The organism is Methylobacterium goesingense, from assembly GCF_022179225.1.
GTDB lineage: Bacteria > Pseudomonadota > Alphaproteobacteria > Rhizobiales > Beijerinckiaceae > Methylobacterium > Methylobacterium goesingense.
This window is the reverse complement of sequence record NZ_BPQL01000178.1, coordinates 1-26,352: the sequence shown is the minus strand read 5'-3', so window position 1 is coordinate 26,352 and position 26,352 is coordinate 1. Positions and strand designations below refer to the sequence as shown.

Here is a 26,352-nt window from a genome sequence, read left to right as displayed (position 1 = left end):
CGCGTGCATGAAATCCGGCGACGGTGCCGGATTTCATGCACGCGATCCTGCAGCCCCTGTCCGAGATGCTGGGCCGGGCCAACCTGCGCTCCACCGACATCAAGGCCGGCTGCGGCCGCTGCGGCGCCTGCTCGGCCCTGTCCACCTACGAGCGCGCGGCGGCATGATCCTGGAACCCGTCGCGCCCTATCGGCCCAGCCATTTTCGCGTGAAGTTCGCTACCGCCGCCTGGGAGCGGCGCGCCTGCGCGGCCCTGCGCCGGCAGGTGTTCTGCGCGGAGCAAGGCCTCTTCGCGGACGACGATCGCGACGCCATCGACGCGCACGCGATCCCGATCTGCGCCCTCTCGACCCTGGCGGGCGACGCCGACGCCGTCGTCGGGACCGTCCGCATCCACGCGATGGCGGAGCGGCCGGGGGAATGGTGGGGCTCGCGCCTCGCCGTCGCCGCCGCGTTCCGCGGGACCGCTGCCCTCGGGGCCGGGCTGATCCAGGTCGCGGTCTCCTCGGCCCATGCACAGGGTTGCACGCGCTTCCTGGCACACGTGCAGGATCGGAACGTCCCCCTGTTCCAGACCCTGCACTGGGCGAGCCTCGATGCCGTCGAGCTCCATGGTCGCCTCCACCACCTGATGCAGGCCGATCTCGCCGCCTACCCGCCCATGCACGACCCCGAGCATGGGCTCGTCACGTTCCGCAGGGCGGCGTGATGATGGCGGCCGTCGACCTCAAGACCCTGGCGAGCCAGATCCGGGATGCGCGCGGCCTCGCGCACAAGCGCGACATCGATGCCGTCGTCACACGCCTCGGATTGGGGAGGCGCCACGCCGCCGTGCCGGTCGGAGACGATTGCGCCGCCATCCCCGACGGTGACGGACACCTGCTCCTCGCCATCGAGGGCTTCATCGACAGCTTCGTCGCAGCCGATCCGTACTTCGCCGGCTATTGCGGGATCATGGTCAACCTCAGCGACGTGGCGGCCATGGGCGGGCGCCCGCTCGCGGTGGTCGACGCCCTCTGGAGCCGCGATGCCGCATCGGCGGACCCGATCCTGGCCGGCCTGTCCGACGCGGCCGCGCTCTACGGCGTACCGGTCGTCGGCGGCCACACGAACACGCGTTCGGAAACCGGGAACCTCGCGGTCGCGGTGCTCGGCCGCGCCGGCACCCGCCTGCTGACGAGCTTCGATGCGGCACCGGGTGACGACCTCATCGCCGCCATCGACCTGCGCGGACGCTTCCGCGATCCCCACCCTTACTGGGACGCCTCGACCGGGTCGCCGGGCGAGCGCCTGCGCGGCGATCTCGCCTTGCTGCCGGGACTCGCCGAGGACGGCCTTTGCCGCGCCGCCAAGGACATCAGCATGGCGGGCGTCGTCGGCACGGCGCTGATGCTGCTCGAATGCTCGCAGGTCGGTGCCGTCATCGACCTCGACGCGATCCCGCGGCCCGACGACGTGCCGATGGCGCGCTGGCTCGCTGCCTTCCCGAGCTACGGCTACCTCCTGAGCGTCAGCCCCGCCGACACCCCGGCCGTGCTCGACCGGTTCGCCGGGCGGGACATCACGGCCGATGTCATCGGCACCATCGACGCGAGCCGGGTCGCCCGCATCCGGAACTCCGCAGACGCGGAGGCCATGGTCTGGGACTTCGTGGACAGCCCGCTGATCGGCTGCGGCCGGGACGATGCGGAGGCCTCGGCATGACCGGTCTGCGCGTCGCCCTGCTGACCCACTCCACCAACCCGCGTGGCGGCGTCGCCCATTGCCTCGCCCTGGCCGAAGCCCTGTGCGGACTTGGGCATGAGGCGGTGGTCCACGCGCCCGACCCATCCGGCCGCGGCTTCTTCCGGGCCGCCGCATGCCCCACGGTGTCCGTCGCCGCCCGCACTGTCACCGGCGACACGGTCGACCTCGTGCGGACGCGCATCAACGACTACCTCGCCCACTTCGGATCGCCGGCGGCCTGCGACTTCGATGTCTTCCACGCCCATGACGGCATCGGCGGCAACGCACTCGCGACCCTGAAGCACCGGCGCCTGATTCCGGGTTTCGTTCGGACCATCCATCACTTGGACGACTTCGCAGAACCGCAGCTTGCCGATTGGCAGGACCGGTCGATCCAGGAGGCCCGGCGCCTCCTCTGCGTCAGCCACGGCTGGACCGGCCGCGTCCGTGCGGACTTCGGTGCAACGGCGGAGATGGTCGGAAACGGCGTCGACATGGCGGCCTATCGCCCGACGCCCGAACTGCGGGATTCCGTGGTCCGGGAGCGCTGGGCGTTGGGCGACGGCCCCATCGTCCTGAGCGTCGGGGGCTTCGAGGAGCGCAAGAACACCCTCGGCATCATCGAGGCGTTCGCGCGCTTGCGTGAGCGCCATTCCGGGGCTCAGCTCGTCATCGCCGGCGGCGCCTCGCTTCTCGACCATACCTCCTACCGCGCGCGGTGCCACGCGACCCTGACCGTCCACGGCCTCGCAGCAGGGTCGAGCGGTCCCGTGATCGAGACCGGTCCGGTCCCGCAGTCGGACATGCCGGCCCTCTACCGTGTCGCCGACATGCTGGCCTTTCCGTCCCTGAAGGAAGGGTTTGGCCTGTGCGTGCTGGAGGCGATGGCCTGTGGCACCCCGGCCATCGTCTCCCTGCGGCCGCCCTTCACCGAATACCTCGCCGAGGGCGACGCCCTCTTCGTCGATCCGGTCGACCCCGAGGATATCGCCAGCGCCATGGCCACCGCCCTGGTGCCGGAGGCGCGCGCCCAACTGAGGACCGCAGGCTCCGCGCGGGCCGCCGCCCATTCCTGGCGGGCCTGCGCCGAGCGCCACCGCGATGCCTACGCGGGCTGCGCCCGCATGCGACAGGAGCCGACCCATGCCTGAGATGCACTTCCACGTCCGCTGGCCCGATGGCCGGCGCGAGGCCTGCTACTCGCCCTCCCTCGTCGTGAAGGACTTCCTCACGCCGGGCGAGAGCTACGCAGTCGACGACTTCGTCGAGAAGACCCGTACCGCCCTCAACATCGCCAGCGAGCGCGTGCGCGAGAAGTACGGATTCGCCTGCTCCTCCGCCCTGGACCAGCTCGCCCGGATCGAGGCCGCCGCGAAGCTTCAGCCGTCCGATGGCCGGGTCACGGTCGAGATCTTCGAGCCCTGAATTGGCCCCCATCCTGCACACTCACGGAGTGAGAACCATGGCGTCCACCCCTCGTCACGTTCCCGTTGCCGTCGTCGGCGGCGGCCAGGCCGGCCTCTCGGTCAGCTACCACCTCAAGCTGCGCGGCATCGAGCACCTCGTCTTCGAGAAGAACACGGCGGCCCATACCTGGTCGACGCAGCGCTGGGACACATTCTGCCTCGTCACCCCGAACTGGCAATGCGACCTGCCGGGACATCCCTATGACGGGCCAGAGCCGGACGGGTTCATGAGAAAGGAAGAGATCGTCGCGTATCTCAAGGCCTTCGTCGCCAAGGTGAACCCGCCGATCCGCGAGGGGGTCTCGGTCAACCGCGTCGAGCGGCAGGAAGACGGGATCTTCTCGGTGCAGACCTCGGAGGGCGACTATACCGCCGACGAGATCGTCGTGGCTTCCGGCGGCTACCACACGCCGATCATTCCACGGATGGCCGAGAAGCTGCCGGGTTCGATCACGCAGATCCACTCGAACCAGTATCGGAACCCCGACCAGTTGCCCGAGGGCGAGATCCTGGTGGTCGGTTCCGGTCAGTCCGGCGCGCAGATCGCCGAAGACCTGCACCTGGCCGGCCGCAAGGTGCATCTCGCGGTCGGGGACGCGCCCCGCTGCGCCCGGTTCTATCGGGGCCGCGACGTCGTCACCTGGCTGGCCGACATGGGCTACTATGAGATGACCGTCGACAACCATCCGCTGCGCGACGGTGTCCGCGACAACACCAACCACTACGTCACCGGCCGTGACGGCGGCCGCGACATCGATCTACGCCGCTTCGCCACCGAGGGCATGAGACTCTACGGCCTGATGGAAGATTATCGCGACGGCTGCCTGCGCTTCCGCGACGACCTCAAGCGTTCCCTCGACGGCGCCGACCGGACCTACAACGGCATCAACGCCGCCATCGACAAGTATATTGCCGAGAAGGGCATCGAAGCCCCCGCGCAGGATCACTACACGCCGGTCTGGGAGCCGGGTGAGCCGGTCGCCAGCCTCGCTCTCGACGGGTCCGGCATCACGGCGGTGGTCTGGTGCATCGGCTTTTCGCCGGACTTCCGCTGGCTCGACGCCTCCACGTTCAACGGCTCGGGCAATCCGAAGCACAAGCGCGGCATCACGAACGAGCCGGGCGTCTATTTCATCGGACTGCCCTGGCTGAATACCTGGGGCTCGGGGCGTTTCGGAGCGGTCGGCCGCGACGCCGAACATGTCGTCCAGGCGATTCAGCAGCGCCTCGGTACCAAACGGTTCGCCCTGAAGTTCGCGGTCTGAGCCTCGCCTCTGCGGTAACCTGGATGACACCGGGCGGCATCTCCGGTGCGACGGATCCGGTCTCGCGCACTCTCGAAGCCCACCGGTCCGCTCCTAAGAGCCTGTTTGAGGTCCTTGTTTCAGGCTGGATCGGTCGAGGGCGTTGGCGGCTACGAGGCTGACGACACAGGCGAGATGAAAGGTTGCGACATCGCGCCGGCCGGCTCGTTCACGGTCCAGGCCGCCCCAGTGACCGAGCCTGCCGAAGCTCCGCTCGACGCCCCAGTGGAGTTGACTCCGTTCGTGGTCCACGACCTATGCGGGTTCGCGGGCTTTGGCAGCCTGGTTAGCGAAGGCTCGGGGCGTCAGGCCGCCCAGGGCCATGTCGGATCGATCTCCACTGTCACGGCGGGCCAGTTGCTCCAGTCAGCGTGACACGAAGCCGGTCCCGGCAGCGACCTCCGCCACGGTCTGCCCTTGGGCCGGAAGCCAGATCGCCTGATCGTGCCGCGCCGCGCAGGCGTCCTCGCTCGTGCGAGCCCGCCGGCCGAAGTCCTCCACGCTCAGATGTTCGGCGATGTGAGCCATGTCCGCCTTCGCAAGCAGATGCGGAGGCTGAACCCGTGACCTCCGATTGGGAAGCCGGCCCGAACCGATCAAGCTGGAACAGTATGATACTATTGCCCATGGGCTGAAGCGCGATGCTTCATGGGTATCGTCTGCTGTTTTATTTGATAAAATTATGATTCTACCCTGTCGGAATAGGCGAATTATCCGATTTTCAGACACACCGGGGTTCTGCTCGTGCCTGCGATCGCGGCCGTTGAACCCGATCAGGCGTCGGCGGGCGCCATCGCGTATTCGGATCCCGTGGAGATCGTCTGGCAGGTCGGTGGCGGGGACGCAGCCGGAATGACCCTCGTCAGACGACCTTGAGTAGCCATCGGAGGGGCAGGGCGACCGCCGTGAGGCCGGCGATGCCGCCGGCCCACAGGGTCACGAACCAGCCGATGCGGCGCAGCGAATCGGGGATCGTCATGACGCGCCCCATCAATGGTAGCCGGGCGCACCGGCGGTGACCTTCCCCCGGAACAGCCAGTAGACGTAGGCGGTGTAGCCGAGGACCATCGGCAGGAGCACGACCGTTCCGACGAGCAGGAAGCGCTGGCTGCTCGGGTGCGTGGCCGCGTCCCAGATCGTCACCGCGGGCGGCACGATCATCGGGAACAGGCTGATGCCGAGCCCGACATAGGACAGCAGGAACAAGCCGAGCCCGCACAGGAAGGGCATGACCTCATCTCGCCGGTCGAGGGCGTCGCGCAGGCGCCAGCCCAGAAGGCAGACCAAAAGTGGGACGGGAGCAACAAAGGCCATCGTCGGCCAGGTCAGCCAGCGAGCGCGGAAGGCGGGGCTGAGGAACGGCATCGCCAGGGACACGATGGCGATGGCTATGACCGTCACCAAGCCGAAGGCCCGGGCGAGGCGATAGGCCCGGAGCTGGAGTTCGCCCTCCGTCTTCCAGATCAGCCAGCACGCGCCGAGCAACCCGTAACCGGCGACCAGCGCGAGCCCGGTGAACAGGGAGAACGGCGTGAGCCAGTCCCACCAGCCACCGGCATAGGCCCGCGCCTCGACCCGGACGCCCTGCACCAGGGCACCGAGGCAGATCCCCTGGCAGAAGGCAGCGACGAAGCTCCCCACCGAGAAGGCGCCATCCCAAGTTGCCCGGGCGAGACGGGCCACGGTCCGGAACCGCATCTCGAACGCCACGCCGCGGAACACCAGGGCGAGCAGCATCAGCGTCAGCGGGATGTAGAGGGCGGGCAGCAGGGTCGCGTAGGCCAGGGGAAAGACGGCGAACAAGCCACCTCCACCGAGGATCAGCCAGGTCTCGTTGCCGTCCCACACCGGCGCGACGGTGTTCACCATCACGTCCCGGTCGGCCTTCTCCCGGATCGCCGGGAACAGGATGCCGACACCGAGGTCGAAGCCATCCATGACCACGTAGAGGAAAATGGCGGTGGCGATGAGGAGCGCCCAGACGAGGGTGAGATCGACGGTCATGGGACTTACTCCGCGGGCTGGAGGGCGGGACGGCTCGCGCCGTCGTGGGGGGCGTCGAGGGCCGGGGCTGGGGTGATGCCGGCAGTCCGGACCGGCACGCCGGTCGGTGGACCCGATTCATGCACGTGCGGGGTCTGGTTGAAGAGGTGCAGCAGGTACCAGATGCCCGCGCCGAACACCGCGAGGTAGACCACCGCGAAGGCGGCGAGTGAGGCGGCCACGGCCGGGGCTGCGACCGGCGAAACGCTGTCGGCGGTGCGCAGCAGGCCGTAGACCGTGAAGGGCTGTCGCCCTGTCTCCGTGACGGTCCAGCCGGCGGTGACTGCGATCAGCCCCGACGGTCCCATGGCGACCGCGAAGCGGTGGAACCAGACGGTCTCGTAGAGCCTGCCCTGCCAGCGCAGCCAGAGGGCGGCGAGACCGAGGGCGATCATCAGGAGGCCGAGCCCGACCATGATCCGGAACGACCAGAACACCAGCGGCAGGTTGGTCGGCCAAGTCGCGCGGGGCATGTCCTTGAGCCCGCGCACGGTGCCGTTCAGGTCATGCGTGAGGTACAGGCTCGCCAGGCCCGGGATGCCGATGGCGTTGCGCGTCTCGCCGGCCTCGGCGTCGGGCCATCCGGCCACTAGGGCAGGGGCCCGGCTCTGGGTCTCGAAATGCCCTTCCATCGCGGCGACCTTGGCGGGCTGGTGCGCGTAGGTGTTGGCACCGTGCAGGTCGCCGAAGACCAGTTGCGCCGGCGCGACGATCGCGGCCATCCACATGGCCATGGAGAACATGACCCGGGCGCGGGGATTCACGCCGTCGCGCAGGAGGTGCCACGCACCCACCGCGCCCACGATCATCGCCGTGGTCAGGTAGGCCCCGGTCACCGTATGGGCGAAGCGGTAGGGGAAGGACGGATTGAAGATGATCGCCCACCAATCGGCGGGGGCGAACCGACCGTCCGGACCCAGAACGTGGCCGGCGGGGGTCTGCATCCAGGAGTTGGCCGAGAGGATCCAGAAGGCCGAGGTCAGGGTGCCGAAGGCGACGAGGCATGTCGCGAGGAAATGAAGGCGCGGGCCGACGCGCTCCAATCCGAACAGCATGACGCCGAGAAAGCCTGCCTCGAGGAAGAAGGCGGTCAGCACCTCGTAGCCGAGGAGCGGCCCGAGGATCGGCGCCGTACGGTCGGCGAAAACCGACCAGTTGGTGCCGAACTGGTAGGACATCACCAGGCCGGACACGACGCCCATGGCGAACGCCACCGCGAAAACCTTGAGCCAGTAGCGGTAGATATCGAGGTAGACGGCTTTGCCGGTGGCCAGCCAGCGGCCCTCGAGCACGGCGAGGAAGCTCGCCAGACCGATTGTGAAGGCCGGAAACAGGAAGTGCCAGACGACGGTCAGGGCGAACTGGGCGCGCGCGAGGTCGACCGCGCTCGGCAGGGTCAGGGAAGGCATCGGGATCTCCGGGCGTCCGGGCCTCAGGCACCCGGATCGATCCGCCCGACGATGGCGGGGGCCCTACGCCGCGACCTTGCGCTGGATCAAGGCTGTGAAAAAATGCTTCCCGACGGGTGAGCCATGATCGGCGCAGCGCTCACTGCCGCGAGGCTTCGGCCCTCTCCCTCGGCGCGACGGGCGCACCCCAAAGCTCCTCGAGAGTCGGAATCGATCTCGAACACGACGGCAGCGGCAGGACGGCCTATAGGCCTTTGCCCGCCCCTCTCCCGATCGCCGCGCCGCGAGCCCGTCCGCCGGACCGGTTCACGCCACGAAGCCCCACGCGGCGTCCAGCGCCCGCAGGTCGTCGTCGTCCAGAGGCTTCATCCAGTTGTCGTCCGCGGGCGAACGCTCGGGCGGCTTCGGCCGGGCCGAGGCCCGTTCCCCGGCGCGGCGCGGCCCTGGCCGGGGCCGGTCGTTCACCCGCGCAATCCTGCCCACGGGAGGGTCTCCGGACCGTCGTCTGGCCGTCATGGCGTTTCCTCCGTCGTCAATGCGCCAGGAAAAGCGGGGCCGGACTGCCCCGGAGGAGCGAGCGCGTCACGCCGCCGAAGAAGAACTCCCGCAGGGGGGCGTGCCGGTAGGCGCCCATCACGATCATGTCGGCCCGGAGCATCCTGCCTTGATTGCGCAGCGTCTCCGCGATGCCATCCGTTCCCGGAACGTCGACGACGGTGACATTCACGCCGTGACGGACGAGATGCGGGGCGAACTCGGCGCCCGAGACGGACGCATAGAGGTCTTCCGGTTCGGCCACGCAGACGATCGCGACCCGCTCGGTCGAGCGCAGGAACGGCATCGCCGCGTTGGCCGCCCGCGCCGCCTGGGCGCTGCCGTCCCAGGCCAGGACGATCCGTCGTGCGGCGAAGACATCCGCGCCCGGCGGCACAGCGATGACGGGGCGGCCACTCACGAACAAAGTCTTCTCGATCCTCTCGCGGTCGAGATCGTAGGTCCGTGACCCGGCATCCAGGATGGTCAGGTCGTAGAGGCGCGCCTGCCTTGCCAAGCGGCTCACGATCTCCGGGTAGGGCAGACCCGGCGTCTCCGTGGTGCAGACCACGCCGGCCTGAGCCGCCTCGCCGCCGGAGCGGTTCGCGATGGATCGCGCCAGGGCATCGAGACGACGGTCGATGAATGCCGCGCCTTCGGCGTCGAAGTCGCCCAGCCAAGCGTCGTCGCCCGAGAGACGCCAGGACGCCGACTGAACGGTCAGGTGCGCGCCGGCGGCCTTGGCGAGGCTCAGCCCGTAAGCGATGGCGGCGGATGCGGGCTCGCCCTCGCCCTCGACGGCGGTGCCGACGAGGATGTCCCGGATCGCCGAGAGGGGGGCGGATGGGATCTTCGACATGGGAGGTCTCCGGTCCTGGCCGATCCCGATGTTCGTCCCGGCGAACCCGCCGGGCCTTGATCCAGCGCAAACGGCTGCCCGCCTCGCAACGCACTCCGCCGGATGGGGGAGGGGTGCGCGGCATCCGCCGACTATTCCCGAGGTCGCAAACCGAATAGCGTGCCGCTCAAGGAACCGTGAGGCGCGGCCGCGTGCGAGGACGAGCAGGACCGGGCGGAGCTTCGGTCACATGCCGGCCTTGCGCGCAACGCCGAGGACGTCCGCGGTTCGACCCCATGTCTTAGTTTCGGAGGCGTTGACGATGTCGGATCCGGTCGCCTCGATCGCGCCCGATCCGGGCGGCGACGGCACGCCGACCGTCGAGGAACTCCGGCGGACCCTGGACGACGTGGGCATCTGCATCTGGTCCCTGGACATCCCGAGCGGCCGCATCTCGATCTCGCCGACCTGCGCCCGGCTCTTCGGCGTTCCGCCGGAGCGACTGACAACCTTCGCGGCGACCCAGGCCCTGGTACACTCCGACGACCGCCAGGCGCGGGCCGATGCCATCCAGAGGGCCTTGCGGGCGGGCGGGGGCTACGAGGTCGACTACCGGGTCGTGCGGCCGGACGGTCACGTTTGCTGGCTGCGCTCGCGCGGGCGGGTGAGCCTGGACGCGCAGGGCCGGCCGGCGCGGCATCGCGGCGTCGTCCTCAGCATCCACGAGCAGAAGCAGGCCGAGGCGGATCTGCGCGCCCGCGAGGCCCACCTGCGCTCGATCCTCGACACCGTGCCCGAGGCCATGGTCGTCATCGACGAGGCGGGGATCATCACCTCCTTCAGCGCGGCGGCCGAGCGCCTCTTCGGCTATCCCGCGGCCGACGCCGTCGGGCGGAACGTCCGCATGCTGATGCCAGAGCCGATGCGCGGCGAGCACGACGGCTACCTCGAGCACTACCGGCGCACCGGGGAGCACCGCATCATCGGGACCAACCGCGTCGTGACGGGCCAACGGGCGGACGGCACGGCCTTTCCGATGGAGCTCGCCATCGGCGAGATGCGCTCGGGCGAGCAGGTCTTCTTCACCGGCTTCATCAACGACCTGACCGAGCGGCAGAGGACCCAGGCACGCCTCCAGGAACTGCAGTCCGAGCTCGTCCACGTCTCGCGCCTGAGCGCCATGGGCGCGATGGCCTCCACCCTGGCCCACGAGCTGAACCAGCCGCTCGGCGCCATCACGAACTACACCCGGGGCTGCCGGCGCCTGCTGGCCAAGCCGGATCCCGAGGCCGTCGCGAAGGCCATCGAGGTCCTCGACAAGACCGCCGAGCAAGCCCTGCGGGCCGGTCAGATCATCCGCCGTCTCAGGGAGTTCGTCACCCGCGGCGAGACGGAGCGCCGGCTCGAGCCCGTCGCGCGGCTGATCGAGGAGGCGAGCGCGCTCGCCCTCGTCGGGGCCCGGGAGCAGGGCCTGGTCGCCCGCGTCCGCGTCGCCCCCGGCCTGAAGGCCGTCTGGGCCGACCGGGTCCAGGTCCAGCAGGTCCTGATCAACCTGATGCGCAACGCGCGCGAGGCCATGCAGCACAGCGAACGGCCCGAGATCGCCGTCGAAGCCCATGCGCTCGGCCGGGATCTGGTCGAGATCACGGTGTCGGACACCGGCCCCGGCATCGCGGACGAGGTCGCGGACCGGCTGTTTCAGCCCTTCGTCACCACCAAGGCGGGCGGGATGGGGGTCGGGCTCTCGATCTGCCGTACCATCATCGAGGCGCATGGCGGACGCCTCACGGTCGCGCGCAACGCGGCCGGAGGGGCCACCTTCCGCCTGACCCTGGCGACCGCCCCCGAGGGAGACCCGATCCATGCCCCATAGCCTCGTGCACGTCGTGGACGACGACCCGGCGATGCGGGACTCGGTCGGCTTCCTGCTCGACACGGCCGGGTTCGAGATCGCGCTCTACGAGGCCGGGACGGACCTCCTCGACAGGCTGGTCAAGCCGGCGCGCGGGTGCGTCCTGACCGACATCCGCATGCCCGGCATCGACGGGCTGGAGCTGCTGCGCCGCCTGCGGGGCAGGGGCCATACGCTGCCCGTGATCATGATGACGGGGCACGGGGACGTGCCGCTCGCGGTGGAGGCGATGAAGCTCGGGGCCTGCGACTTCATCGAGAAGCCGTTCGACGACGAAGCCTTGCTGCAGGCGCTGCGCTCCGCCCTGGACCGGGGTGGGGCGGCCCCGGCCGTCGATCCCACCCTTCAGGAGTTCATCCGCCGGGTGGGCACCCTGAGCGAGCGCGAGCGTCAGGTGATGGACTGCCTCGTCGCCGGCGGCTCCGGCAAGGAGATCGGCCGCGCACTCGACATCAGCCCACGGACCGTCGAGATCTACCGGGCCAAGCTCATGGCCAAGACGCAGGCGGCCAGCCTGCAGGAACTGGTCCGATGGTCCGTGCTGGCGGGCCTGGCCTGACGCGGCTTTGAGGCAGATCAACGCGAAGGGCGCCCCGCGTCGCATCCTGAAGAACTCCCCCCGCCCGCGCCGGCATCGTGCCTTCCGGGCACGGGGCCGTCCCAGGCAAGCCCGATGGCGTCGGACCACAGTTCCTTCATCTATGTCGTGGACGACGACGCCGCGATCCTGCACTCGACCCGCTTCCTGCTCGAGGGCGAAGGGTTTTCGGTTCGGGCCTTCGGGAGCGGCCAGGATCTCCTGGACGCCTTTCCGGGCCCCGAACCCCGGTGCGTGCTTCTCGACGAGGTCATGCCCGGCCTCCCTGGCCTGGAGGTGGTCGGCCGGCTGCGCGACCTCGACGCCCGGATCCCCGTGATCCTCATCACCGGACATCCCGATCCGGACATCCGGAGGCGCGCTCGGAAGGCCAGGGTCCCGCTCATGGAGAAGCCCTTCGTCTTCGAGACCCTGCTCGACATGATCCCGCCCGACGGCCGCCGCGGAGCATGCGAGGTCTGAGGGAAGCCCGTTCGTCGAATCGCGACCGCGCCGAACGCGGACCGCCCGATTGCCCCGAGCCACGGTCATGCCGTCCGATCCACTCACGATTCTCCTGGCCGCGGCGTTCACGTCCGGCTGGGCCTCGATCCACGCCCTGCGCCATCACGCCGAGGACCTGACCTTCGTCCTGGCCCTGCTGGTCTACGCGCTCGCCACCGCCGTCGTGTCCCTGCTCGCGGCCCGCGCCGGCCTTCTCATGGTGCCCGACCATGCCGCCGGTTGGATGTACGCGGCGACCGGCGGCGGATGACGGTCGACCGCGAGACCCGCGTGCAAGATCTGCGTGCAAGACCCGCGTGCAAGACCTACGGGCTTGCCCTTAAGAGACGGGCCGGAATGTTCTTCCCGCGCAGGCGCGGCCACCTTCGTCCTCATCCGATCCGGACGAGGAGCGAAGCGATGGCTACCCCGATGACGCGACCCTTTCCGTCCTTCGAACCCGTGAACCCGCCGGTTCACGGCGGACGCGAAGTCGCTCTCTTCGCGGGGTGCCCCGAGCTCCTCGGCACCCCCTTCTCCTACGGCCGCGAGGAGGAGATCTACGGCGAGGGCGAGGACGCCGACGTCGTCTACCGGGTCGTCGACGGTGCGGTCCGGACCCACAAGGTCCTGGGCGACGGGCGCCGCCAGATCACCGGCTTCCACCTGCCGGGCGACCTCTTCGGCTTCGAGCAGGGCGAGGCCCACCGGCACTCGGCCGAGGCCCTCTCGGACACCAAGGTCCTGATCTTCCGGCGGTCGGCGATCCAGCGCGCCGCTGCCCGCAACGCCGACGTCGCCTGCCATCTCTGGAACATGGCCACGCGGGGCCTGCGTCACGCCCAGGACCACATGCTGCTGCTCGGCCGGCGATCGGCCGTGGAGCGGGTGGCGACGTTCCTGATCGACGTCGACGAACGGCTCGGCGGGACCGGAACCTTCGCGCTGCCGATGACCCGGCGCGACATCGCCGACTACCTCGGCCTGACCATCGAGACCGTATCGCGGACCCTGTCGCAGCTCGAAGAGGCCGGCACCCTCCTGCGTACAGGCGGACGTCAGGTCAGCCTGCGCCTCCAGCGCCTTCGCCGGGTCGTCGAGGACTGAATCGAAGTCCAAGCCTGGCTGGACGCGGATCGGCGCGAACGATCCCGCCGCGCGGGACCGCCGCCCCCCCCCGAGGCGCGAAGATCCCTTGCGCCTGCGCGGGACTGTCGAAGAAGAGCAAGGCCGAGGATGGGCATGCGCGGTTCATGTCGCGCACCGCGATGTCGGATAGGGACCGAAGGTGACGGTGCGCCGCCGTCGGCGGGCGGATGGCTCAGGCGTATTTCAGCTGGTCGAGGCGCGCCCCGTTCGGACAGAACTCCCGGTAGGTGGCGGCTGCGGTTCCGGCCCTCAGCGCGCGCGCGCAGCGGCTGCGGTCCCTGCAATCCAGGCAGGCCGCCTCGAGGGCCCGCATGGCTGCGGGCTGTCTCTGCCGGATGGCGTCGGGGTCGAGGTTCAGGCTCCGCATCAGTTCCACGATGCTGCGGAGCTTCGCGGCGGCTTCCGCGCTGACGGGGGCCGGTCCGGGCGTTTTGGGCTTCAGCATCGTCATCATCATTTCCTGGTCGACGTTCCGGATCTCCCGGGCCGCCTCCAACAGGCAGCACCACGCCTCCATCGAGGCGACGATGCCGAAGGGGTCGAACGGGTCGGGCTTCTCGCTGGATGACGACATCGCATTCTCCGTTGGCCGCCGGGTTCCGCCGCGAGGGGCAACGGTCTCACGCAGAGACCGGTCTGATGTGTGTTCCGCGAACGTGAAGCGGCCTTCGGGCGAGGCCTTGATCTGGATCAAGCCCCGTCGGCCAAACGACGGACGGGACCGGGCCCGATGCGGCGGGGATGCGCGAGGAGGCGGACCATCCGCCCGGCTGGTCACGACGATCGGCACCGCCGCGCCCGGAACCAGGCCGGCGGCTTGGGCACCGGCGCGGCGCACCAGCAGCTTGGCCAACCTGTTCCTCGCCGACGCCGAACGGCGCGTCGGGCTTGCGCTGGATCAAGGCGCCTCCGCCAAGGGCGCGCCATCCTGGCCCGGACATCCTCACGAAAGCCAACGGGAGAGACGCCATGAGCGCCAAGGATCTTCGCCGCGATGTTCTCGACGAACTCGACTTCGACCCCAGCCTGGATGCCGCCGAGATCGGGGTCGCCGTCTCGGACGGCGTGGTGACCCTGACGGGTCATGTCGGCAGCTACGCCGAGAAGGTGGAGGCCGAGCGCGCGGCGAAACGGGTCAAGGGCGTGCGTGCCATCGCCCAGGAGATCCAGGTTCGCCTCCCCGACGCCAAGAAGGTCGAGGACGACCAGATCGCCGCGCGGGCCCTGGCCATCATCGACTGGTCCGTCCACCTCCCGAAGAACGCCATCCAGGTGAAGGTCGCGCAGGGCTGGGTGACGCTCACCGGGGCGGTGCCCTGGCAGTACCAGGCGATGGGCGCCGAGGCGGCGGTCCGCAAGCTGTCCGGCGTGTTCGGGGTGACGAACCTCGTCGAGGTCAGGCCGGACGTGCGGCCCACCGCCGTCAAGGAGAAGATTCTGGAAGCGTTCCGGCGGAACGCCCTGTTCGAGGCGGACGCGATCAAGGTCAGCGTGGAAGGCGATCAGGTCACCCTGGAGGGGGCCGTCACGGTCGGCATCGAACGGGATGCCGCCGAGCAGGCCGCCTGGTCTGTCCCGGGGGTCCGGAGCGTCGTCGATCACATCGTCGCCCTGCGCTGAGGAGTCATGACATGCCACACGGGACACAGGAATCCGCCCCGTCCAGGCAGCGGCACGGCAAGCTACCCGCAAAGCAGTCCCTGCCGACCATGCTGTATCGAGTGACCCTGACGCTGGCCCGCTGCCCGGACTATCCGGACGGCAGCGTGGCACGGGGCTACGAGATGGTCGCGCCGCTCGGGCCCGATGGCCATCTCGATGCCGCGTTCTGGCGCACGACGCGCGAGAGTTGCCGCGTGCGCCGCTTCTGGTCGGGCGCGCGCGACCGCGACGGTCGTCTCGTTCACCGAGCCGGTGGGGATGGCGGCGCGACCTGGCTGATCGACTACGAGGATTGGACGAACCAGGACGACGAGCCGGGCTATCACCTCGGCACTCACGCCTTCGTTCCGGGAGAATACGTCTCTATCCGCGATGCCGAGGATGGGGTCTACCACACGTTCATGGTCTCCCGCGTCTCCCCCGCATCGGCTGGATTTCGAACATGAGAGCGACGATCCTGCCGTTTCCGCCGTGGGGACCGCGGCCCGATCTCGCATTGGTCGAGGCCGCGTGGCGGCTCGCATGGCGCACCTTCTGGGTGGACCTGCCGCTCGCCTGGGCCACCGAGATGAACCGGTCTCTGTTTCGCTGGATCGAGCCGGTGGTCACCGAGCCGGGCGCCGCCGGTTCCCACGCGAAAGAGGGGCCGCACACGGCGACGGAGGCTGTCGCCCTGAGTCTTGGATGCGACCCCTCGGCGGAGATCCAGGAGCCGAAGAAATCGCGGAACCGACGTGAGCGGCGACGCGCGCACGATCCGGTCCGCGGTCCGCTCACGTCTCACTGAAGGTCGGGCGGGACGACTTCGTGGGTCACGTCCTGACCCGTAACGACCTCGCGGACGCTGAACCTGACACCCTGTCGGATCAGACGCTCCAGGTCCTGTGGCGCCAGGTAGGCTTGCCTCTCGGGGTCGTAGAGCCTGCATCCGCCATACCGCTTGAGCTGGCGAACAGGTGAGGACTTCTCGGTTGGCATCATCTCGAACACGCGGCGCGGGCCACCTCCGACCATGCGGTAGATCTTATCTGGAATAATTAAATTGTACGTGCGGCGCGCACAATAGCGGCGTTCCCGATCGCTTCGCCGTCGCGGCATCGGCGGACCGAGGCTCCGGTCATGTGCGCGATCTCACGCGCCTCGTCCGCGGGCACGATGCGGACCTGCACGGTGGAGGATCGACCTGCGATGTCCGCCGCGTCACGGGTGTTCGCATCCGCGTCGCGGGCGATGACGCCGAACGCGCGAGCCCTCGGCAGACGGCGGCGCGGACATGGGCGGCGTGCTCACCGATGCCCCCCGGTGAACACGAAGGAATCGAGGCCGCCGAGCGCCGCGATCAGCGAACCGGCCTCGCGCACGACCCGGTAGGCGAACAGGTCGAGCGCCTCCCGCACCCGCACGTACGTCGTCGCTGATCCCCGAGACGCCGAGCAGACCCGACCGTTCGTTGAGGAGCGTGGCCACGGCGTCGGGCGACAGACCGCGCTCGCGGATCAGGTACAGGATCAGCCCAGGGTCCAACGCCCCGCTCCGGGTGCCCATCATCAGGCCGGCGAGGGTGGTGAAGCCCACCGTGGTGGCGACGCTCGACACGTCCCGGATCGCGCACAGGCTCGCGCTGTGCCCGAGATGCGCCGCCACCAGCCTGCCGCACGGAAAATGACCCCGGCTTTGATCTAATGGATTGCCCTGATCAGCATCGCGACGACGGCGAGGAGCATGCAGGCGGTCGCCAGCCATCCGAGCCACCGGAGCGGCCCGCGCACCGCGAAGGGGCCCATGATGTCGGTGCGGGCCGCGGCCAGCATCATCACGGCCATGATCGGCACCGCGATGACGCCATTGACGACCGCGCTCCAATACAAGGCCCGGATCGGGTCGACGGCACCCAGGCTGACGATCATGCCGACGAGGGTGGCGAGCACCATTGTCCCGTAGAAGGCGCGCGCCTCGAGGAGGTGGCGGCCGAAGCCCACCGGCCAGCGCCGCGCCTCGCCGACCGCGTAGGCCGCCGAGCCGGCCAGGACCGGCACCGCCAGGAGCCCGGTGCCGCTGATCCCGAGGGCGAAGACCGTGGCGGAGAACGGGCCCGCCAGGGGGCGCAGCGCCCCGGCCGCCTGGGCCGAAGTCTGGATGTCGGCGATGCCGTGGCCGGCGGTGCGCCCGATGCGGGCCGCGACCATCTGGACGGCGGCCATCAGGGGCAGGCTGTAGAGCAGGGTCCAGCACAGCGCGTAGCCGAGCTGCGCACCGGCCTGCCCGTAGGTGGCGATGCCGCTGGGGTCGTCGTCCGAGGCCCCCGTGATCAGGCCGGGTCCGAGAATACCCAGGACTCGTGGTTTCGACGGGCCGACGGCGGCGCTCAGGCCCTCCGGATCCTCCGGCTCGGCGAGGCGGCTTGCGACAGGCATCGGAATCTCGGTCACAGGTCGATGCCCCGGGCGCCGCCAGGGCCCGCGCCGTGCGTAACGGGGGAGGGGGCATCGGGCCGGGACCAGATCCTGCGGGCGACCTTCAAGGCGGCGTTCAGGTCATCGCGGTCCGTGCCATAGCGGCGGTACGGGGCTTCGCGCCACGGCAGCGTGCCGTCGGGGCCTGGCCAAACCTCTGCGGCCAGCACGTGATACATCCCGTCGAGGGCCTCGATACCGTAACCGGTGACGGCCCATTGCCGCCCCCGCCAGTGCACCGGTTCGGTCAGCGTGTGTCCCATGACCTCGCTCCCATCTGAGCGAAGCTACGTAAGTTCTTCCTGCACCGCGGCGGCCTCGCAGGAATCCGCGCGGAGCCGCCAATCCACGATGCCGTTGGCTTCACAGAAGAGCGCCTGCCCGGCCGCGAGGGCGGAAGCCTCCGACGCGGCCGGGACCAGGACCTGATGCTGGCGCACGGGCCGCTCGTGACCGGTGTCGTCGCAGACCAGCTTGTGGAACGTCACCAGGAACATCCTCATCGGATCGCCTCCGTTCTCGCGCGACGAGACGCCGTCTCGTCCTCCGCGAGCGGAGTTGGGCCCGGCGTCGGATGGCCGCCTTGATCTGCCGCAAACCCGGGCCCCGCATGGGGGAGGACGCAGGTCCGCTTCGGCGCGAGCAGCGTGCTGCGGATGCCGGACGACGCCATCCGATGGAGGTGGCCCTTGCCGTGCAGCGGCCAGTATCGCTCCATGGCGAGATAGGTGAACGAAGCCGACCAGCCGATCAGCATCAGGCCGTTCATTGCCTCGACGCCGGAGATGAGGCGGGCATGACCGACCGGGAAGTGATCGCCGAAGCCGAGCGTGGTGTAGGTCACCACCGAGAAGTACAGGCAGTCCTCGAAGGTGGTGACCGGCACGCCCGCGAAGGCGCCGTTGCCGAGCCGCAGCACGAGCAGCCAGTAGGCGCCGGCATAGATCCACACCGCCGCCGTGTGCCCGAAGAAGGCCGCGAGCACCACGACGAGGATGCGGGCGCGCGGTGGAATCGGAAGCTCCGCCAGATGCTCGGAGGTCAGGCGCAGGACCTCGTACAGCACCAGGATGGTGACGATGACGAGGACGACGCTGGCGGACAGGGCGATGAGCATAGGGCTGTCCCGGGAGAGACCCCGGGACCAGCATGCGCGGAGCCGCGACGGCCGCCTTGACCTGCCTCAACGCAGCCTCCGGCCGTCCTCACCGGCTTCGTGGGCGGGACGTCATCGGGTTCTGATCCAGATCAAGGCGCGTAACATTCCTGCGCCGTCACCTCGTGATGCACCCCGATCCAGGCGCGCGTCAGCAAGGGAGGCCGGCGATGCCGGACGTTCGCGTATCCCCGAGGATCTGTGGCCCACGGGAATGCTGCCCGAAGGCATCCTGGAGCACTGGCTCGTCGAGGACGGGACCAGGGTGAGGGCCGGGGAGGCCGTGGCCGCCGTGCGGATCGGCGAGGCGCTTCACGACATCCTCTCGCCGGTCGGCGGGCGCCTGGAGGTCCTCGCACCCGCCGGCGTGGTCGTCGATCCAGGCTGCGTCATCGCCGAGGTTCATGCCTGGGGCCGCGTCGCGGCCGGACCTTTGCGCGAGATCAAGGACGGCCGGCCGGGGAGGCGAGAGGATGACGGAGCGAACCACGGCGGATGGTGCCGTGGGCACAGGTCGGAGGTTTCACATGGCTCACGCCAACCCGCACGCGCCCCCCTCGGCTCCGGAATGGCGGACCGACGAGATCCTGCTCGGCGCCCTGCAGCACGCGGCAGGCGTCGCGCTGGTGCTGGCCGCGTGGATCCTGATCCTCGTCGACGTGAGCCGTCCCGGCGCCTCCGCGCTCCTGCCGGGTCTGCTGGTCCTCGGGCTGTCCACCGCCAACCAGCTTCGCTTCCGCGTCGTCCTGGAGCGCGCCATCGCGCTCACCGGTGCCTGGACGCTGCTGGCTCCCTGGATGCTCGGGTTCGCCGCCAACGATATGGCGACCTGGGCCCACGTGACGCTCGGTTGCGTGATTCTCGCCTCCGCCCTGGCATCGCTCAGGCTGGCGCGAAAACCATGACGGAAGCGGCATCGTTCCGGATCGGAAAGCTCGCACTCTCGGGACTGGCGGCGGTCATCCTCAGTTTCCCGGCCACGGCCGTGCCCGGCGAGGATCACCGCGTCCGGGGCTGGACGGTTGCCGCGCAGCTTTGCAGCCGCTGCCACGTCATCGGCAGGGAACCGCAGGAGGGCGGACACGTCGGACCGGACTTCCCGACCATCGCCGCCATGCCTTCGACCACGGGCGTCGCGCTCAATGTCTTCCTGCAGAGCCATCATCAATGGATGCCCAGCGTGCGGCTGGACCGGGACGAGATGGATGCGGTTATCGACGACATCCTCAGCCTCCCGGAGACGGAAGCCGCGAGGCCCTGAGGCCGCACGATCGCGAGCGATACGCCCCATTTCGCGTGCTCCTGGACCGTGCTCCTGGTCGACATCGGCGCCACCGACACCCGGTCCGCCATCCCGTCGCGCCCGCACGCCGGCCATCGCGGCGAGCCTCCGGTGATGCCGGGTAAGGCCCGGGACCTTTCGAGCGAACTCCGCATGGGCGGCGTGGCCGTCGATGGCCGGTCTCAGCCCGTGACGGTCGCGGCCGCATCCCTTACGATGGGGGCGGGAGACCGAGCATGGCGCACGACCACGATCACGACCATTCCCACCCCGGGAGCGAACTCTCGCCGATGGAGTTGCGCGTCCGCGCCCTCGAATCCGTCCTCGTGGAGAAGGGCTACGTCGACCCGGCCGCCCTCGATGCGCTGATCGAGACCTACGAGACCAAGGTCGGCCCCCACAACGGCGCCCGCGTGGTGGCGCGTGCCTGGGTCGATCCCGCTTTCCGCGCACGCCTTATGGCCGACGCCACCCCGGCGATGCGCGAACTCGGGATCGGCGGGCGCGGCGGCGAGCACATGGTGGTCGTCGCCAACACGCCCGAGGAGCACAACCTCGTGGTCTGCACCCTGTGCTCCTGCTACCCCTGGCCCGTGCTCGGGCTGCCGCCGGTCTGGTACAAGTCGCCCCCCTACCGCTCGCGCGCGGTGATCGAGCCCCGCGCGGTGCTGGCCGAGTTCGGCGTGACGCTGCCGGCCGACCAGCGCATCCGGGTCTGGGATTCCACCGCCGAGCTTCGCTACATGGTGCTGCCGATGCGCCCCGCCGGGACGGAAGGCCTCGATGAGGCCGCGCTCGCCGCCCTCGTCACCCGGGATGCAATGATCGGCACCGGCCTGCCGCACACGCCGGAGCAAAACGCATGAACGGCGGTCAGGATCTCGGCGGCATGCACGGCTTCGGCCCGGTCGCGCCGGAGGCGGACGAGCCCCGCTTCCACGCGCCGTGGGAGAAGCGCGTGTTCGGGCTCGCCCTGGCGATGGGCTTCACCGGCACCTGGAACCTCGATGCGAGCCGCGCTGCGCGCGAAGCCCTGCCACCGGGCGAGTACCTCACCTCCAGCTACTACGCGATCTGGCTCAAGGCGCTGGCGCGCCAGGTCGAGGCCCATAGCCTCGCCACGGCGGATGAGCTGGCCTCCGGCGCGGTCTCGACACCGGCCTTGCCGGTCAAGCGCGTTCTCCGGGGCGAGGCGGTGGCGCCGCTCTTCGCGGGCGGTTTCCCGAGCGACCGGCCCGTCGCCACCCCGGCGCGCTTCGCGCCGGGTGAGCGCGTGCGCGCCCGCCGGATCAATCCCGCCGGGCACACCCGCCTGCCGCGCTACGTGCGTGGGCAGGTCGGCACCGTGGAGGCCGTGCATGGCGGCTTCGTCTTCCCGGACACGAACGCGAACCTCGCCGGCGAGGCGCCGCAATGGCTCTACACCGTCCGCTTCGCCGGCCGCGATCTCTGGGGCGACGCAGCGGAAGCAGGCCACACCGTCTCGGTGAACGCGTTCGAGAGCTACCTGGACCCCGTCGATCCGGAGCCGGCGGCATGAACCCGGTCTCGATGAGCGACGGCCAGATCCCCCGCGGCGGCGCAACGGACCCTGTCTTCGCCGAACCCTGGGAAGCCCAGGCCTTCGCCCTCGTGGTGGCGCTCCGCGACCGCGGCCTGTTCGATTGGAGCGAATGGGCCGAGGCGCTCGGCGCCCACACGCGCCGGACCGGACGGGCAGCGGACTACGCCGCTTGGCTCGACACCTTGGAGGGCCTGCTCGCGGCGCGCGACGTCCTGGCGCCCGGTCTCCTCGCGGAGCGCCGGGCCGCCTTCGCCCGGGCCGCCGCCGCGACCCCGCACGGCGCGCCGATCCTTCTGGCGAACGATCCCTTGGCGAACGATCCCTTGGCGAACGATCCGTTGGCGAACGGCCCCCTGGGGTCCGGCGCCTGAGGGCTTCCGACCGAACGGATCTTAGAGGTCGAGGCGGCCCTGGATCCGCCGGGCCGTCTCCGTCCGCCGCGCGGTGATGTCGGCCGCTGCCGCCCGCGCCCGTTCGAGGACGGCCGGCGGTGCCCGGTCCGGCGTGCCCGCATCGAAGGGCGGCTCGGGTGCGTAGGCCATGGTGAGCTGGATCAGCTGCGCCGCCTCGTCGCCGCGCAGGCGCGCCGCAACGGTGAGCGCCCCGTCGATGCCGGCAGTAACCCCGGCGGCGGTGACCAGCGCGCCGTCCTCGACCACCCGCGCATCCACCGGGATCGCCCCGAAATGATGCAGGAGGTGGTGCGAATTCCAGTGCGTGGTGGCCCGCCGCCCCTTCAGAAGGCCAGCGGCCCCGCAGATCAGCGCGCCGGTGCAGACCGAGAAGACGCAGAGCGCCCCCGCGGCCTGTCGCCGGACCCAGTCGAGGATGACGGCATCCTCCATCAGCGCCTCCTGGCCGTAGCCGCCCGGCACGTGCAGCACGTCGAGGGGCGGCGCTTCGGCCAGCGCCGCATCGGCGGTGAGACGCAGGCCCCGGAGATCGCGGACCGGCGCCGTGTCCCGGGCGTAGATCCGGTAGGTCGCGTTCGGAATGCGGGACAGGACCTCGAACGGCCCGGTCAGGTCGATCTGGTCGATGCCTTCGAAGAGGAGGGAACCGATCTCAAGGTGACGGTCGGGGTCAAGCATGCCGGACTTCCTGTGAGGCGGGGTGGATCGGAGAGGACGTGCACCGGAAGCGGTCGCGGTAATCGCCGGGCGGGACGCCGACATGGCGCAGGAAGGCGCGCCGCATGGTCTCGTCGGCCCGGAAACCGCAGAGCCGTGCCACCGCCGAGACGTTGGCCCGCTCGGATTCGAGGAGCCGGCGGGCCGTCTCGACGCGCAGGGTTTCCAGCATCCGGGCCGGCGTGGTTCCGACCTCGGCCTGGAAGGCGCGAGCGAACTGCCGGGGGCTGAGGCCGACGCGCGCCGCCAGATCCTCCACGCAGAGCGGCCTATGCAGGTTCGCGCCCATCCAGGCGACGAGATCCGCCAGCCGGACGGAGAGACCGGCCTGCGCGGACAGCACGGTGCTGAACTGCTTCTGCCCGCCCGGCCGGCGCAGGAACATCACGAGTTCCCGCGCGATGCTCAAGGCGAGGCCGTGGCCGTGATCGGCTTCGACGAGGGCCAGGGTCAGGTCCATCCCCGCCGTGATGCCGGCCGACGTCCAGACATTTCCGTCCTGGATGAAGATCGGTTCCGGATCGACCGCGAGACTCGGGTGGCGGCGGCCGAGTTCCGCGCACCAGCGCCAATGCGTCGTCACGCTGCGCCCGCGCAGGCAGCCGGCCCCGCCCAGGATGAAGGCGCCGGTGCAGATGCCGACGACGCGCGCGGCCTTGCCGGCGAGGTCACGGGCGAGGTCCCGGAGCGGCGCCTCGTCCGCACGGCGGCGGGCCCCTTCGCCACCGGCAATGATCAGCGTGTCGAGGTCCGTCCAGGCGGCGAGTTGCGCACCGTCGACGTCGGAACCGATCGCCAGGCCGGCAGAGGTGGCGGCGGACCCTGGCTCGGGCACGATATGGCAGGAGACGTCGTATAGCGCCGGCCCGCCATGGTCCGCGGCCCAGAGGCGGTTGGCCTGCGACAGCACTTCCGCGGGGCCGGCGATGTCGAGGAGCTGCGCGGGCGCCGCCGCCAGGATGAGGATCCGGCGGGGACTGGCCCTGCGTGGGGCGTGCGAGGCGGGGACGGGCATGGGGCGGATCCTGGCACCCGCCGACGCGGGTCACAATGTCATCGTCCCCTCGTATCCTGCCATCGCGGCGGGCACCGCTCTTGCGAGCGTCCGCATTTCGCGATGCCGCCCTGGATCAAATCGCCCCTTCGTTCGTCTCCTGTGGGGGCGGAGCTTGGCAGCGAAGGACGCAGGGCCGGCGCTTCCGACGAAGGGGTACGCCGTGAGCATCGGACTGATCGCGCTTCTCGACGACGTGGCGGGCCTCGCCAAGGTGGCGGCTGCCTCCCTCGACGATGTCGCGGCGCAGGCGGGGCGGGCGGGCATCAAAGCGGCAGGCGTCGTCATCGACGATGCCGCCGTGACCCCACGCTACGTGGTGGGCTTCGCCGCCGAGCGCGAACTCCCCATCGTCGGCCGCATCGCCCTGGGCTCCCTGCGCAACAAGCTGCTGTTCCTCTTGCCCGCCGCCCTGGCGCTCGGTGCTTTCGCGCCCTGGGCGATCACGCCCCTGCTGATGCTTGGCGGCGCCTATCTTTCTTACGAGGGGAGCGAGAAGGTCTACGAGGCGCTGTTCCCGCACCAGGCCCACGCCCACGAGGCGAAGCGCGACGCGTCCGCGGGGGACACCCAGGCCCTTGAGGACCAGAAGGTCTCCAGCGCGATCAAGACCGACTTCATCCTCTCGGCGGAGATCATGGCCATCACCCTCGCGGCCCTGCCCGAGGGTTCCATCTGGATGAAGACTGCCGTCCTCGCGGTGGTCGCGGTGGGCATCACGGTGGCGGTCTATGGCGGCGTCGCCCTCATCGTGAAGGCCGACGATGCCGGCGTCGCCATGGCGGCCAACACGTCGCGATCCGCCTTCGGCAGCCTCGTGCGCGGCATCGGCCGCGCCCTGGTCAAAGGCATGCCGGGCTTCCTCAAGATCCTGGCCGTCGTCGGAACCGCCGCGATGATCTGGGTCGGCGGCGGCATCCTGGTGCACGGCCTGGAGGGCTACGGCCTGCCCCAGATCGCACACGCCATCCAGGCCGCCGCGACCGGGGCGGCGAGCGTCGCCGGTCCGCTCGCCGGAACGGTGGCGTGGCTCGTCACCGCCGCGGGCTCCGGCCTCGTCGGCCTCGTGGTCGGCGCGGCCTTGATCCCGGTGACGAGCTTCATCCTGGCGCCGGCCTGGAACAGCATCGCCCGGCTCCGGACGAAGTCGGCCTGACCCTAATGGGCCTCGCGCAGGTGGGCGAGGTGCCGAATGGCGAGGTCGTAGCCGTGCGTACCGAAGCCCGCCATCACCGCCGTGGCGGCGAGCGAAACGTAGGAATGGTGGCGAAACGCCTCGCGCCTGTGCACGTTCGAGATGTGGCACTCGATGATCGGCACTTCGCAGGCGTTCAGCGCGTCGAGGATCGCGATCGAGGTGTGGGTGTAGGCGCCCGCATTGATCACGATGCCGGCCGAACCGACCCGGTAGGCCTGGATCCAGTCGATCAGCTGATGCTCCGCATTGCTCTGATGGAAGGCGAGGGTGAGGCCGAAGCCTGCCGCCAGGGTCCGGCAACGGGCCTCGACGTCCGCGAGCGTCTCGTGCCCGTAGATGTGCGGCTCACGCTGGCCGAGCAGGTTCAGGTTCGGGCCGTTCAGGATGAGGATCGTGTCGTTCATGGCATCCCGTCATAAGGCCGGTGGACGGGTCCGGAAAGGGTCCGGGCGCGCCTGCCGGGGTATGCCTTGCGGTCTTCGCCATTGCCGGCCATGCCGGGCGGGGAGGGGCAGCGACAACCGCCCCCGTAGGAGGAGATCCCATGAACGCGCCCGTCGTCATCGCCGTCGCGATCACCGGCTCGGTGCCGCGCAAGTCCGACAATCCCGCCCTGCCGGTCACCGTGGCCGAGCAGATCGCCTCGACGCAGGCCGCCTACGAGGCGGGGGCCACCCTCGCGCATATCCACGTGCGCAACGACGACGAGACGCCGTCCTCGGACCCGGATCGCTTCGCCGCCGTCCAGGAGGGCCTGCGCCGCCACTGCCCGGGCATGATCGTCCAGTTCTCCACGGGCGGGCGCGGGCGCGACCCGGCGAGCCGCGGCCTGTCCCTGCAGCACCGCCCCGACATGGCCTCGCTCTCCACGGGCTCGGTGAACTTCCCCAGCATCGTCTACGAGAACCACACCACGCTGGTGACCGACCTCGCCGGCCAGATGAAGCGCTTCGGTGTCCGCCCCGAGATCGAGATCTTCGACCTCTCGCACCTGCACGGCGCCCTACGCCTCGTCGAGGCCGGGCTGATCGATGCCCGTCCGCACGTGCAGTTCGTCATGGGGGTGAAGAACGCGATGCCGGCGGATCCGCACCTCCTCGACCTGTTGCTCGGCGAAATGCGGCGCCTCCTCCCGGAGGCGACCTGGACGGCGGCCGGGATCGGGCGGCACCAGGCGGAGGTGATGGAATGGGCGCTTGCCCGCGGGGCGGACGCGGTGCGGACCGGGCTCGAGGACAACATCCGGATCAGCCGCGAGCGGCTCGCCAGCGGAAACGCGGAACTCGTCGCGCTGGCGGCCGAGACGGTGAGGCGCCACGGCCGCCGGGTCGCGACGCCCGCGGAAGCGCGCTCCAGTCTGGGCCTGACACGAGCCTGAACACGCGAACGCCC

At 70.1% G+C, this 26,352-nt stretch carries 37 protein-coding genes and 2 pseudogenes; 22 read left to right on the top strand and 17 right to left on the bottom strand.

What is annotated here, in order from left to right; all coding sequences use genetic code 11:
• Positions 1 to 11: 11 nt before the first annotated feature.
• The 7 genes and pseudogenes from MFF30_RS23585 to MFF30_RS23555 all read left to right on the top strand — a co-directional run.
• Positions 12 to 167 (top strand): annotated as a pseudogene (locus tag MFF30_RS23585) (MSMEG_0568 family radical SAM protein); the annotation flags it as partial.
• Positions 164 to 709, top strand: coding sequence for an MSMEG_0567/Sll0786 family nitrogen starvation N-acetyltransferase (locus MFF30_RS23580; RefSeq protein WP_238282542.1), 546 nt, complete (start codon positions 164 to 166; stop codon positions 707 to 709). The pseudogene MFF30_RS23585 and the gene MFF30_RS23580, both read left to right, overlap by 4 nt.
• The gene (locus MFF30_RS23575; protein WP_238282540.1) at positions 709 to 1,704 is read left to right on the top strand and encodes a sll0787 family AIR synthase-like protein; all 996 of its coding nucleotides are present in this window, start codon (positions 709 to 711) and stop codon (positions 1,702 to 1,704) included. The genes MFF30_RS23580 and MFF30_RS23575 overlap by 1 nt, the downstream gene beginning before the upstream one ends.
• Positions 1,701 to 2,876: an MSMEG_0565 family glycosyltransferase gene (locus MFF30_RS23570; RefSeq protein WP_238282538.1), complete on the top strand. Its 1,176-nt coding sequence runs from the start codon at positions 1,701 to 1,703 to the stop codon at positions 2,874 to 2,876. The genes MFF30_RS23575 and MFF30_RS23570 overlap by 4 nt, the downstream gene beginning before the upstream one ends.
• Positions 2,869 to 3,150, top strand: coding sequence for an MSMEG_0570 family nitrogen starvation response protein (locus MFF30_RS23565; protein WP_238282536.1), 282 nt, complete (start codon positions 2,869 to 2,871; stop codon positions 3,148 to 3,150). Before MFF30_RS23570 ends, MFF30_RS23565 begins: the two co-directional genes overlap by 8 nt.
• A 37-nt stretch (positions 3,151 to 3,187) precedes the next feature.
• The gene (locus MFF30_RS23560; protein ID WP_238282534.1) at positions 3,188 to 4,456 is read left to right on the top strand and encodes an MSMEG_0569 family flavin-dependent oxidoreductase; all 1,269 of its coding nucleotides are present in this window, start codon (positions 3,188 to 3,190) and stop codon (positions 4,454 to 4,456) included.
• Between the two features lie 105 nt (positions 4,457 to 4,561).
• Positions 4,562 to 4,870: a hypothetical protein gene (locus MFF30_RS23555; protein ID WP_238282533.1), complete on the top strand. Its 309-nt coding sequence runs from the start codon at positions 4,562 to 4,564 to the stop codon at positions 4,868 to 4,870.
• Here the strand turns inward: MFF30_RS23555 and MFF30_RS23550 are convergent.
• The 6 genes from MFF30_RS23550 to MFF30_RS23525 form a co-directional block, all read right to left on the bottom strand.
• Entirely contained in the window at positions 4,862 to 5,023 is a 162-nt protein-coding gene (locus MFF30_RS23550; RefSeq protein WP_238282530.1) for a hypothetical protein, read from the bottom strand. The two genes, MFF30_RS23555 and MFF30_RS23550, sit on opposite strands and share 9 nt — an antisense overlap.
• A 334-nt stretch (positions 5,024 to 5,357) precedes the next feature.
• Positions 5,358 to 5,474 (bottom strand): DUF2474 family protein, encoded by a 117-nt coding sequence (locus tag MFF30_RS23545; RefSeq protein ID WP_238282528.1) that lies wholly within the window; start codon positions 5,472 to 5,474, stop codon positions 5,358 to 5,360.
• Positions 5,475 to 5,485: 11 nt separating this feature from the next.
• On the bottom strand, positions 5,486 to 6,499 hold the full coding sequence (gene cydB, locus MFF30_RS23540) for a cytochrome d ubiquinol oxidase subunit II (RefSeq protein ID WP_238282526.1): 1,014 nt from the start codon (positions 6,497 to 6,499) through the stop codon (positions 5,486 to 5,488).
• Between the two features lie 5 nt (positions 6,500 to 6,504).
• The gene (locus tag MFF30_RS23535; protein WP_238282524.1) at positions 6,505 to 7,947 is read right to left on the bottom strand and encodes a cytochrome ubiquinol oxidase subunit I; all 1,443 of its coding nucleotides are present in this window, start codon (positions 7,945 to 7,947) and stop codon (positions 6,505 to 6,507) included.
• Positions 7,948 to 8,253: 306 nt separating this feature from the next.
• Positions 8,254 to 8,412: a hypothetical protein gene (locus MFF30_RS23530; RefSeq protein ID WP_238282522.1), complete on the bottom strand. Its 159-nt coding sequence runs from the start codon at positions 8,410 to 8,412 to the stop codon at positions 8,254 to 8,256.
• Between the two features lie 67 nt (positions 8,413 to 8,479).
• Entirely contained in the window at positions 8,480 to 9,340 is an 861-nt protein-coding gene (locus MFF30_RS23525) for a universal stress protein (RefSeq protein WP_238282521.1), read from the bottom strand.
• 301 nt (positions 9,341 to 9,641) lie between these two features.
• Between MFF30_RS23525 and MFF30_RS23520 the strand changes: the two genes are divergently transcribed.
• The 5 genes from MFF30_RS23520 to MFF30_RS23500 all read left to right on the top strand — a co-directional run bounded on the left by MFF30_RS23520 (position 9,642) and on the right by MFF30_RS23500 (position 13,419).
• A complete protein-coding gene (locus MFF30_RS23520; RefSeq protein ID WP_238282520.1) occupies positions 9,642 to 11,192 on the top strand; it encodes a sensor histidine kinase in 1,551 nt (516 codons plus the stop codon).
• On the top strand, positions 11,182 to 11,790 hold the full coding sequence (fixJ, locus tag MFF30_RS23515; protein ID WP_238282519.1) for a response regulator FixJ: 609 nt from the start codon (positions 11,182 to 11,184) through the stop codon (positions 11,788 to 11,790). Before MFF30_RS23520 ends, fixJ begins: the two co-directional genes overlap by 11 nt.
• A 114-nt stretch (positions 11,791 to 11,904) precedes the next feature.
• Positions 11,905 to 12,291, top strand: a complete 387-nt coding sequence (locus MFF30_RS23510) for a response regulator transcription factor (protein WP_238282518.1) — start codon at positions 11,905 to 11,907, stop codon at positions 12,289 to 12,291.
• Between the two features lie 67 nt (positions 12,292 to 12,358).
• Positions 12,359 to 12,583, top strand: a complete 225-nt coding sequence (locus MFF30_RS23505) for a hypothetical protein (protein WP_238282517.1) — start codon at positions 12,359 to 12,361, stop codon at positions 12,581 to 12,583.
• A gap of 149 nt (positions 12,584 to 12,732) precedes the next feature.
• Entirely contained in the window at positions 12,733 to 13,419 is a 687-nt protein-coding gene (locus tag MFF30_RS23500) for a helix-turn-helix domain-containing protein (protein WP_238282516.1), read from the top strand.
• Positions 13,420 to 13,633: 214 nt separating this feature from the next.
• On the opposite strand, the gene MFF30_RS23495 is transcribed toward MFF30_RS23500, so the two are convergent.
• Complete coding sequence (locus tag MFF30_RS23495; RefSeq protein ID WP_238282515.1) at positions 13,634 to 14,035, bottom strand: heavy-metal resistance; 402 nt, start codon at positions 14,033 to 14,035, stop codon at positions 13,634 to 13,636.
• Positions 14,036 to 14,430: 395 nt separating this feature from the next.
• On the opposite strand from MFF30_RS23495, the gene MFF30_RS23485 reads away from it, so the two are divergent.
• From MFF30_RS23485 to MFF30_RS23475, 3 genes are read left to right on the top strand one after another with little or no spacing between them, the layout of a single operon-like run.
• Positions 14,431 to 15,081, top strand: a complete 651-nt coding sequence (locus MFF30_RS23485; RefSeq protein WP_238282514.1) for a BON domain-containing protein — start codon at positions 14,431 to 14,433, stop codon at positions 15,079 to 15,081.
• 11 nt (positions 15,082 to 15,092) lie between these two features.
• Positions 15,093 to 15,569 (top strand): hypothetical protein, encoded by a 477-nt coding sequence (locus MFF30_RS23480; RefSeq protein ID WP_373320993.1) that lies wholly within the window; start codon positions 15,093 to 15,095, stop codon positions 15,567 to 15,569.
• The gene (locus MFF30_RS23475) at positions 15,566 to 15,910 is read left to right on the top strand and encodes a hypothetical protein (RefSeq protein WP_238282512.1); all 345 of its coding nucleotides are present in this window, start codon (positions 15,566 to 15,568) and stop codon (positions 15,908 to 15,910) included. The genes MFF30_RS23480 and MFF30_RS23475 overlap by 4 nt, the downstream gene beginning before the upstream one ends.
• Here MFF30_RS23475 and MFF30_RS23470 read toward each other — a convergent pair.
• The 7 genes and pseudogenes from MFF30_RS23470 to MFF30_RS23440 all read right to left on the bottom strand — a co-directional run bounded on the left by MFF30_RS23470 (position 15,904) and on the right by MFF30_RS23440 (position 19,138).
• The gene (locus MFF30_RS23470) at positions 15,904 to 16,101 is read right to left on the bottom strand and encodes a polyhydroxyalkanoate synthesis regulator DNA-binding domain-containing protein (protein ID WP_238282547.1); all 198 of its coding nucleotides are present in this window, start codon (positions 16,099 to 16,101) and stop codon (positions 15,904 to 15,906) included. The genes MFF30_RS23475 and MFF30_RS23470 overlap by 7 nt on opposite strands.
• Before the next feature lie 480 nt (positions 16,102 to 16,581).
• Positions 16,582 to 16,866 (bottom strand): annotated as a pseudogene (locus MFF30_RS26290) (hypothetical protein); the annotation flags it as partial.
• On the bottom strand, positions 16,803 to 17,537 hold the full coding sequence (locus tag MFF30_RS23460) for a divalent metal cation transporter (RefSeq protein WP_238282510.1): 735 nt from the start codon (positions 17,535 to 17,537) through the stop codon (positions 16,803 to 16,805). The pseudogene MFF30_RS26290 and the gene MFF30_RS23460, both read right to left, overlap by 64 nt.
• An 11-nt stretch (positions 17,538 to 17,548) precedes the next feature.
• Positions 17,549 to 17,839: a hypothetical protein gene (locus MFF30_RS23455; protein WP_238282508.1), complete on the bottom strand. Its 291-nt coding sequence runs from the start codon at positions 17,837 to 17,839 to the stop codon at positions 17,549 to 17,551.
• 24 nt (positions 17,840 to 17,863) lie between these two features.
• Positions 17,864 to 18,079: a hypothetical protein gene (locus MFF30_RS23450; protein WP_238282506.1), complete on the bottom strand. Its 216-nt coding sequence runs from the start codon at positions 18,077 to 18,079 to the stop codon at positions 17,864 to 17,866.
• Positions 18,076 to 18,693 (bottom strand): potassium channel family protein, encoded by a 618-nt coding sequence (locus MFF30_RS23445; RefSeq protein WP_238282505.1) that lies wholly within the window; start codon positions 18,691 to 18,693, stop codon positions 18,076 to 18,078. The genes MFF30_RS23450 and MFF30_RS23445 overlap by 4 nt, the downstream gene beginning before the upstream one ends.
• A 190-nt stretch (positions 18,694 to 18,883) precedes the next feature.
• Positions 18,884 to 19,138 (bottom strand): hypothetical protein, encoded by a 255-nt coding sequence (locus tag MFF30_RS23440; RefSeq protein ID WP_238282504.1) that lies wholly within the window; start codon positions 19,136 to 19,138, stop codon positions 18,884 to 18,886.
• 121 nt (positions 19,139 to 19,259) lie between these two features.
• On the opposite strand from MFF30_RS23440, the gene MFF30_RS23435 reads away from it, so the two are divergent.
• The 5 genes from MFF30_RS23435 to MFF30_RS23415 all read left to right on the top strand — a co-directional run bounded on the left by MFF30_RS23435 (position 19,260) and on the right by MFF30_RS23415 (position 21,949).
• The gene (locus MFF30_RS23435) at positions 19,260 to 19,637 is read left to right on the top strand and encodes an SPW repeat protein (protein WP_238282503.1); all 378 of its coding nucleotides are present in this window, start codon (positions 19,260 to 19,262) and stop codon (positions 19,635 to 19,637) included.
• The gene (locus tag MFF30_RS23430; protein WP_238282502.1) at positions 19,634 to 19,993 is read left to right on the top strand and encodes a cytochrome C552; all 360 of its coding nucleotides are present in this window, start codon (positions 19,634 to 19,636) and stop codon (positions 19,991 to 19,993) included. The genes MFF30_RS23435 and MFF30_RS23430 overlap by 4 nt, the downstream gene beginning before the upstream one ends.
• A 257-nt stretch (positions 19,994 to 20,250) precedes the next feature.
• Positions 20,251 to 20,880, top strand: a complete 630-nt coding sequence (gene nthA / locus MFF30_RS23425; protein ID WP_238282501.1) for a nitrile hydratase subunit alpha — start codon at positions 20,251 to 20,253, stop codon at positions 20,878 to 20,880.
• Entirely contained in the window at positions 20,877 to 21,554 is a 678-nt protein-coding gene (gene nthB, locus MFF30_RS23420) for a nitrile hydratase subunit beta (protein WP_238282500.1), read from the top strand. The genes nthA and nthB overlap by 4 nt, the downstream gene beginning before the upstream one ends.
• Positions 21,555 to 21,565: 11 nt before the next feature.
• Positions 21,566 to 21,949: a nitrile hydratase accessory protein gene (locus MFF30_RS23415; protein WP_238282544.1), complete on the top strand. Its 384-nt coding sequence runs from the start codon at positions 21,566 to 21,568 to the stop codon at positions 21,947 to 21,949.
• Positions 21,950 to 21,970: 21 nt separating this feature from the next.
• Here MFF30_RS23415 and MFF30_RS23410 read toward each other — a convergent pair whose 3' ends face one another.
• Together MFF30_RS23410 and MFF30_RS23405 are read right to left on the bottom strand one after the other, a co-directional pair.
• The gene (locus tag MFF30_RS23410; protein WP_238282499.1) at positions 21,971 to 22,669 is read right to left on the bottom strand and encodes a DJ-1/PfpI family protein; all 699 of its coding nucleotides are present in this window, start codon (positions 22,667 to 22,669) and stop codon (positions 21,971 to 21,973) included.
• Positions 22,662 to 23,723, bottom strand: coding sequence for a GlxA family transcriptional regulator (locus MFF30_RS23405; protein WP_238282498.1), 1,062 nt, complete (start codon positions 23,721 to 23,723; stop codon positions 22,662 to 22,664). The genes MFF30_RS23410 and MFF30_RS23405 overlap by 8 nt, the downstream gene beginning before the upstream one ends.
• 202 nt (positions 23,724 to 23,925) lie before the next feature.
• Between MFF30_RS23405 and MFF30_RS23400 the strand changes: the two genes are divergently transcribed.
• Entirely contained in the window at positions 23,926 to 24,918 is a 993-nt protein-coding gene (locus tag MFF30_RS23400; protein WP_238282497.1) for a DUF808 domain-containing protein, read from the top strand.
• A gap of 2 nt (positions 24,919 to 24,920) precedes the next feature.
• Here the strand turns inward: MFF30_RS23400 and aroQ are convergent, their stop codons facing one another.
• Positions 24,921 to 25,364, bottom strand: a complete 444-nt coding sequence (aroQ, locus tag MFF30_RS23395) for a type II 3-dehydroquinate dehydratase (protein ID WP_238282496.1) — start codon at positions 25,362 to 25,364, stop codon at positions 24,921 to 24,923.
• 140 nt (positions 25,365 to 25,504) lie between these two features.
• Between aroQ and MFF30_RS23390 the strand changes: the two genes are divergently transcribed.
• Positions 25,505 to 26,338 carry a 3-oxoadipate:acetyl-CoA acetyltransferase gene (locus MFF30_RS23390; protein WP_238282495.1) on the top strand — a complete coding sequence of 278 codons (834 nt, stop codon included), beginning with the start codon at positions 25,505 to 25,507 and terminating at the stop codon, positions 26,336 to 26,338.
• The last annotated feature ends 14 nt before the right edge of the window (positions 26,339 to 26,352 follow it).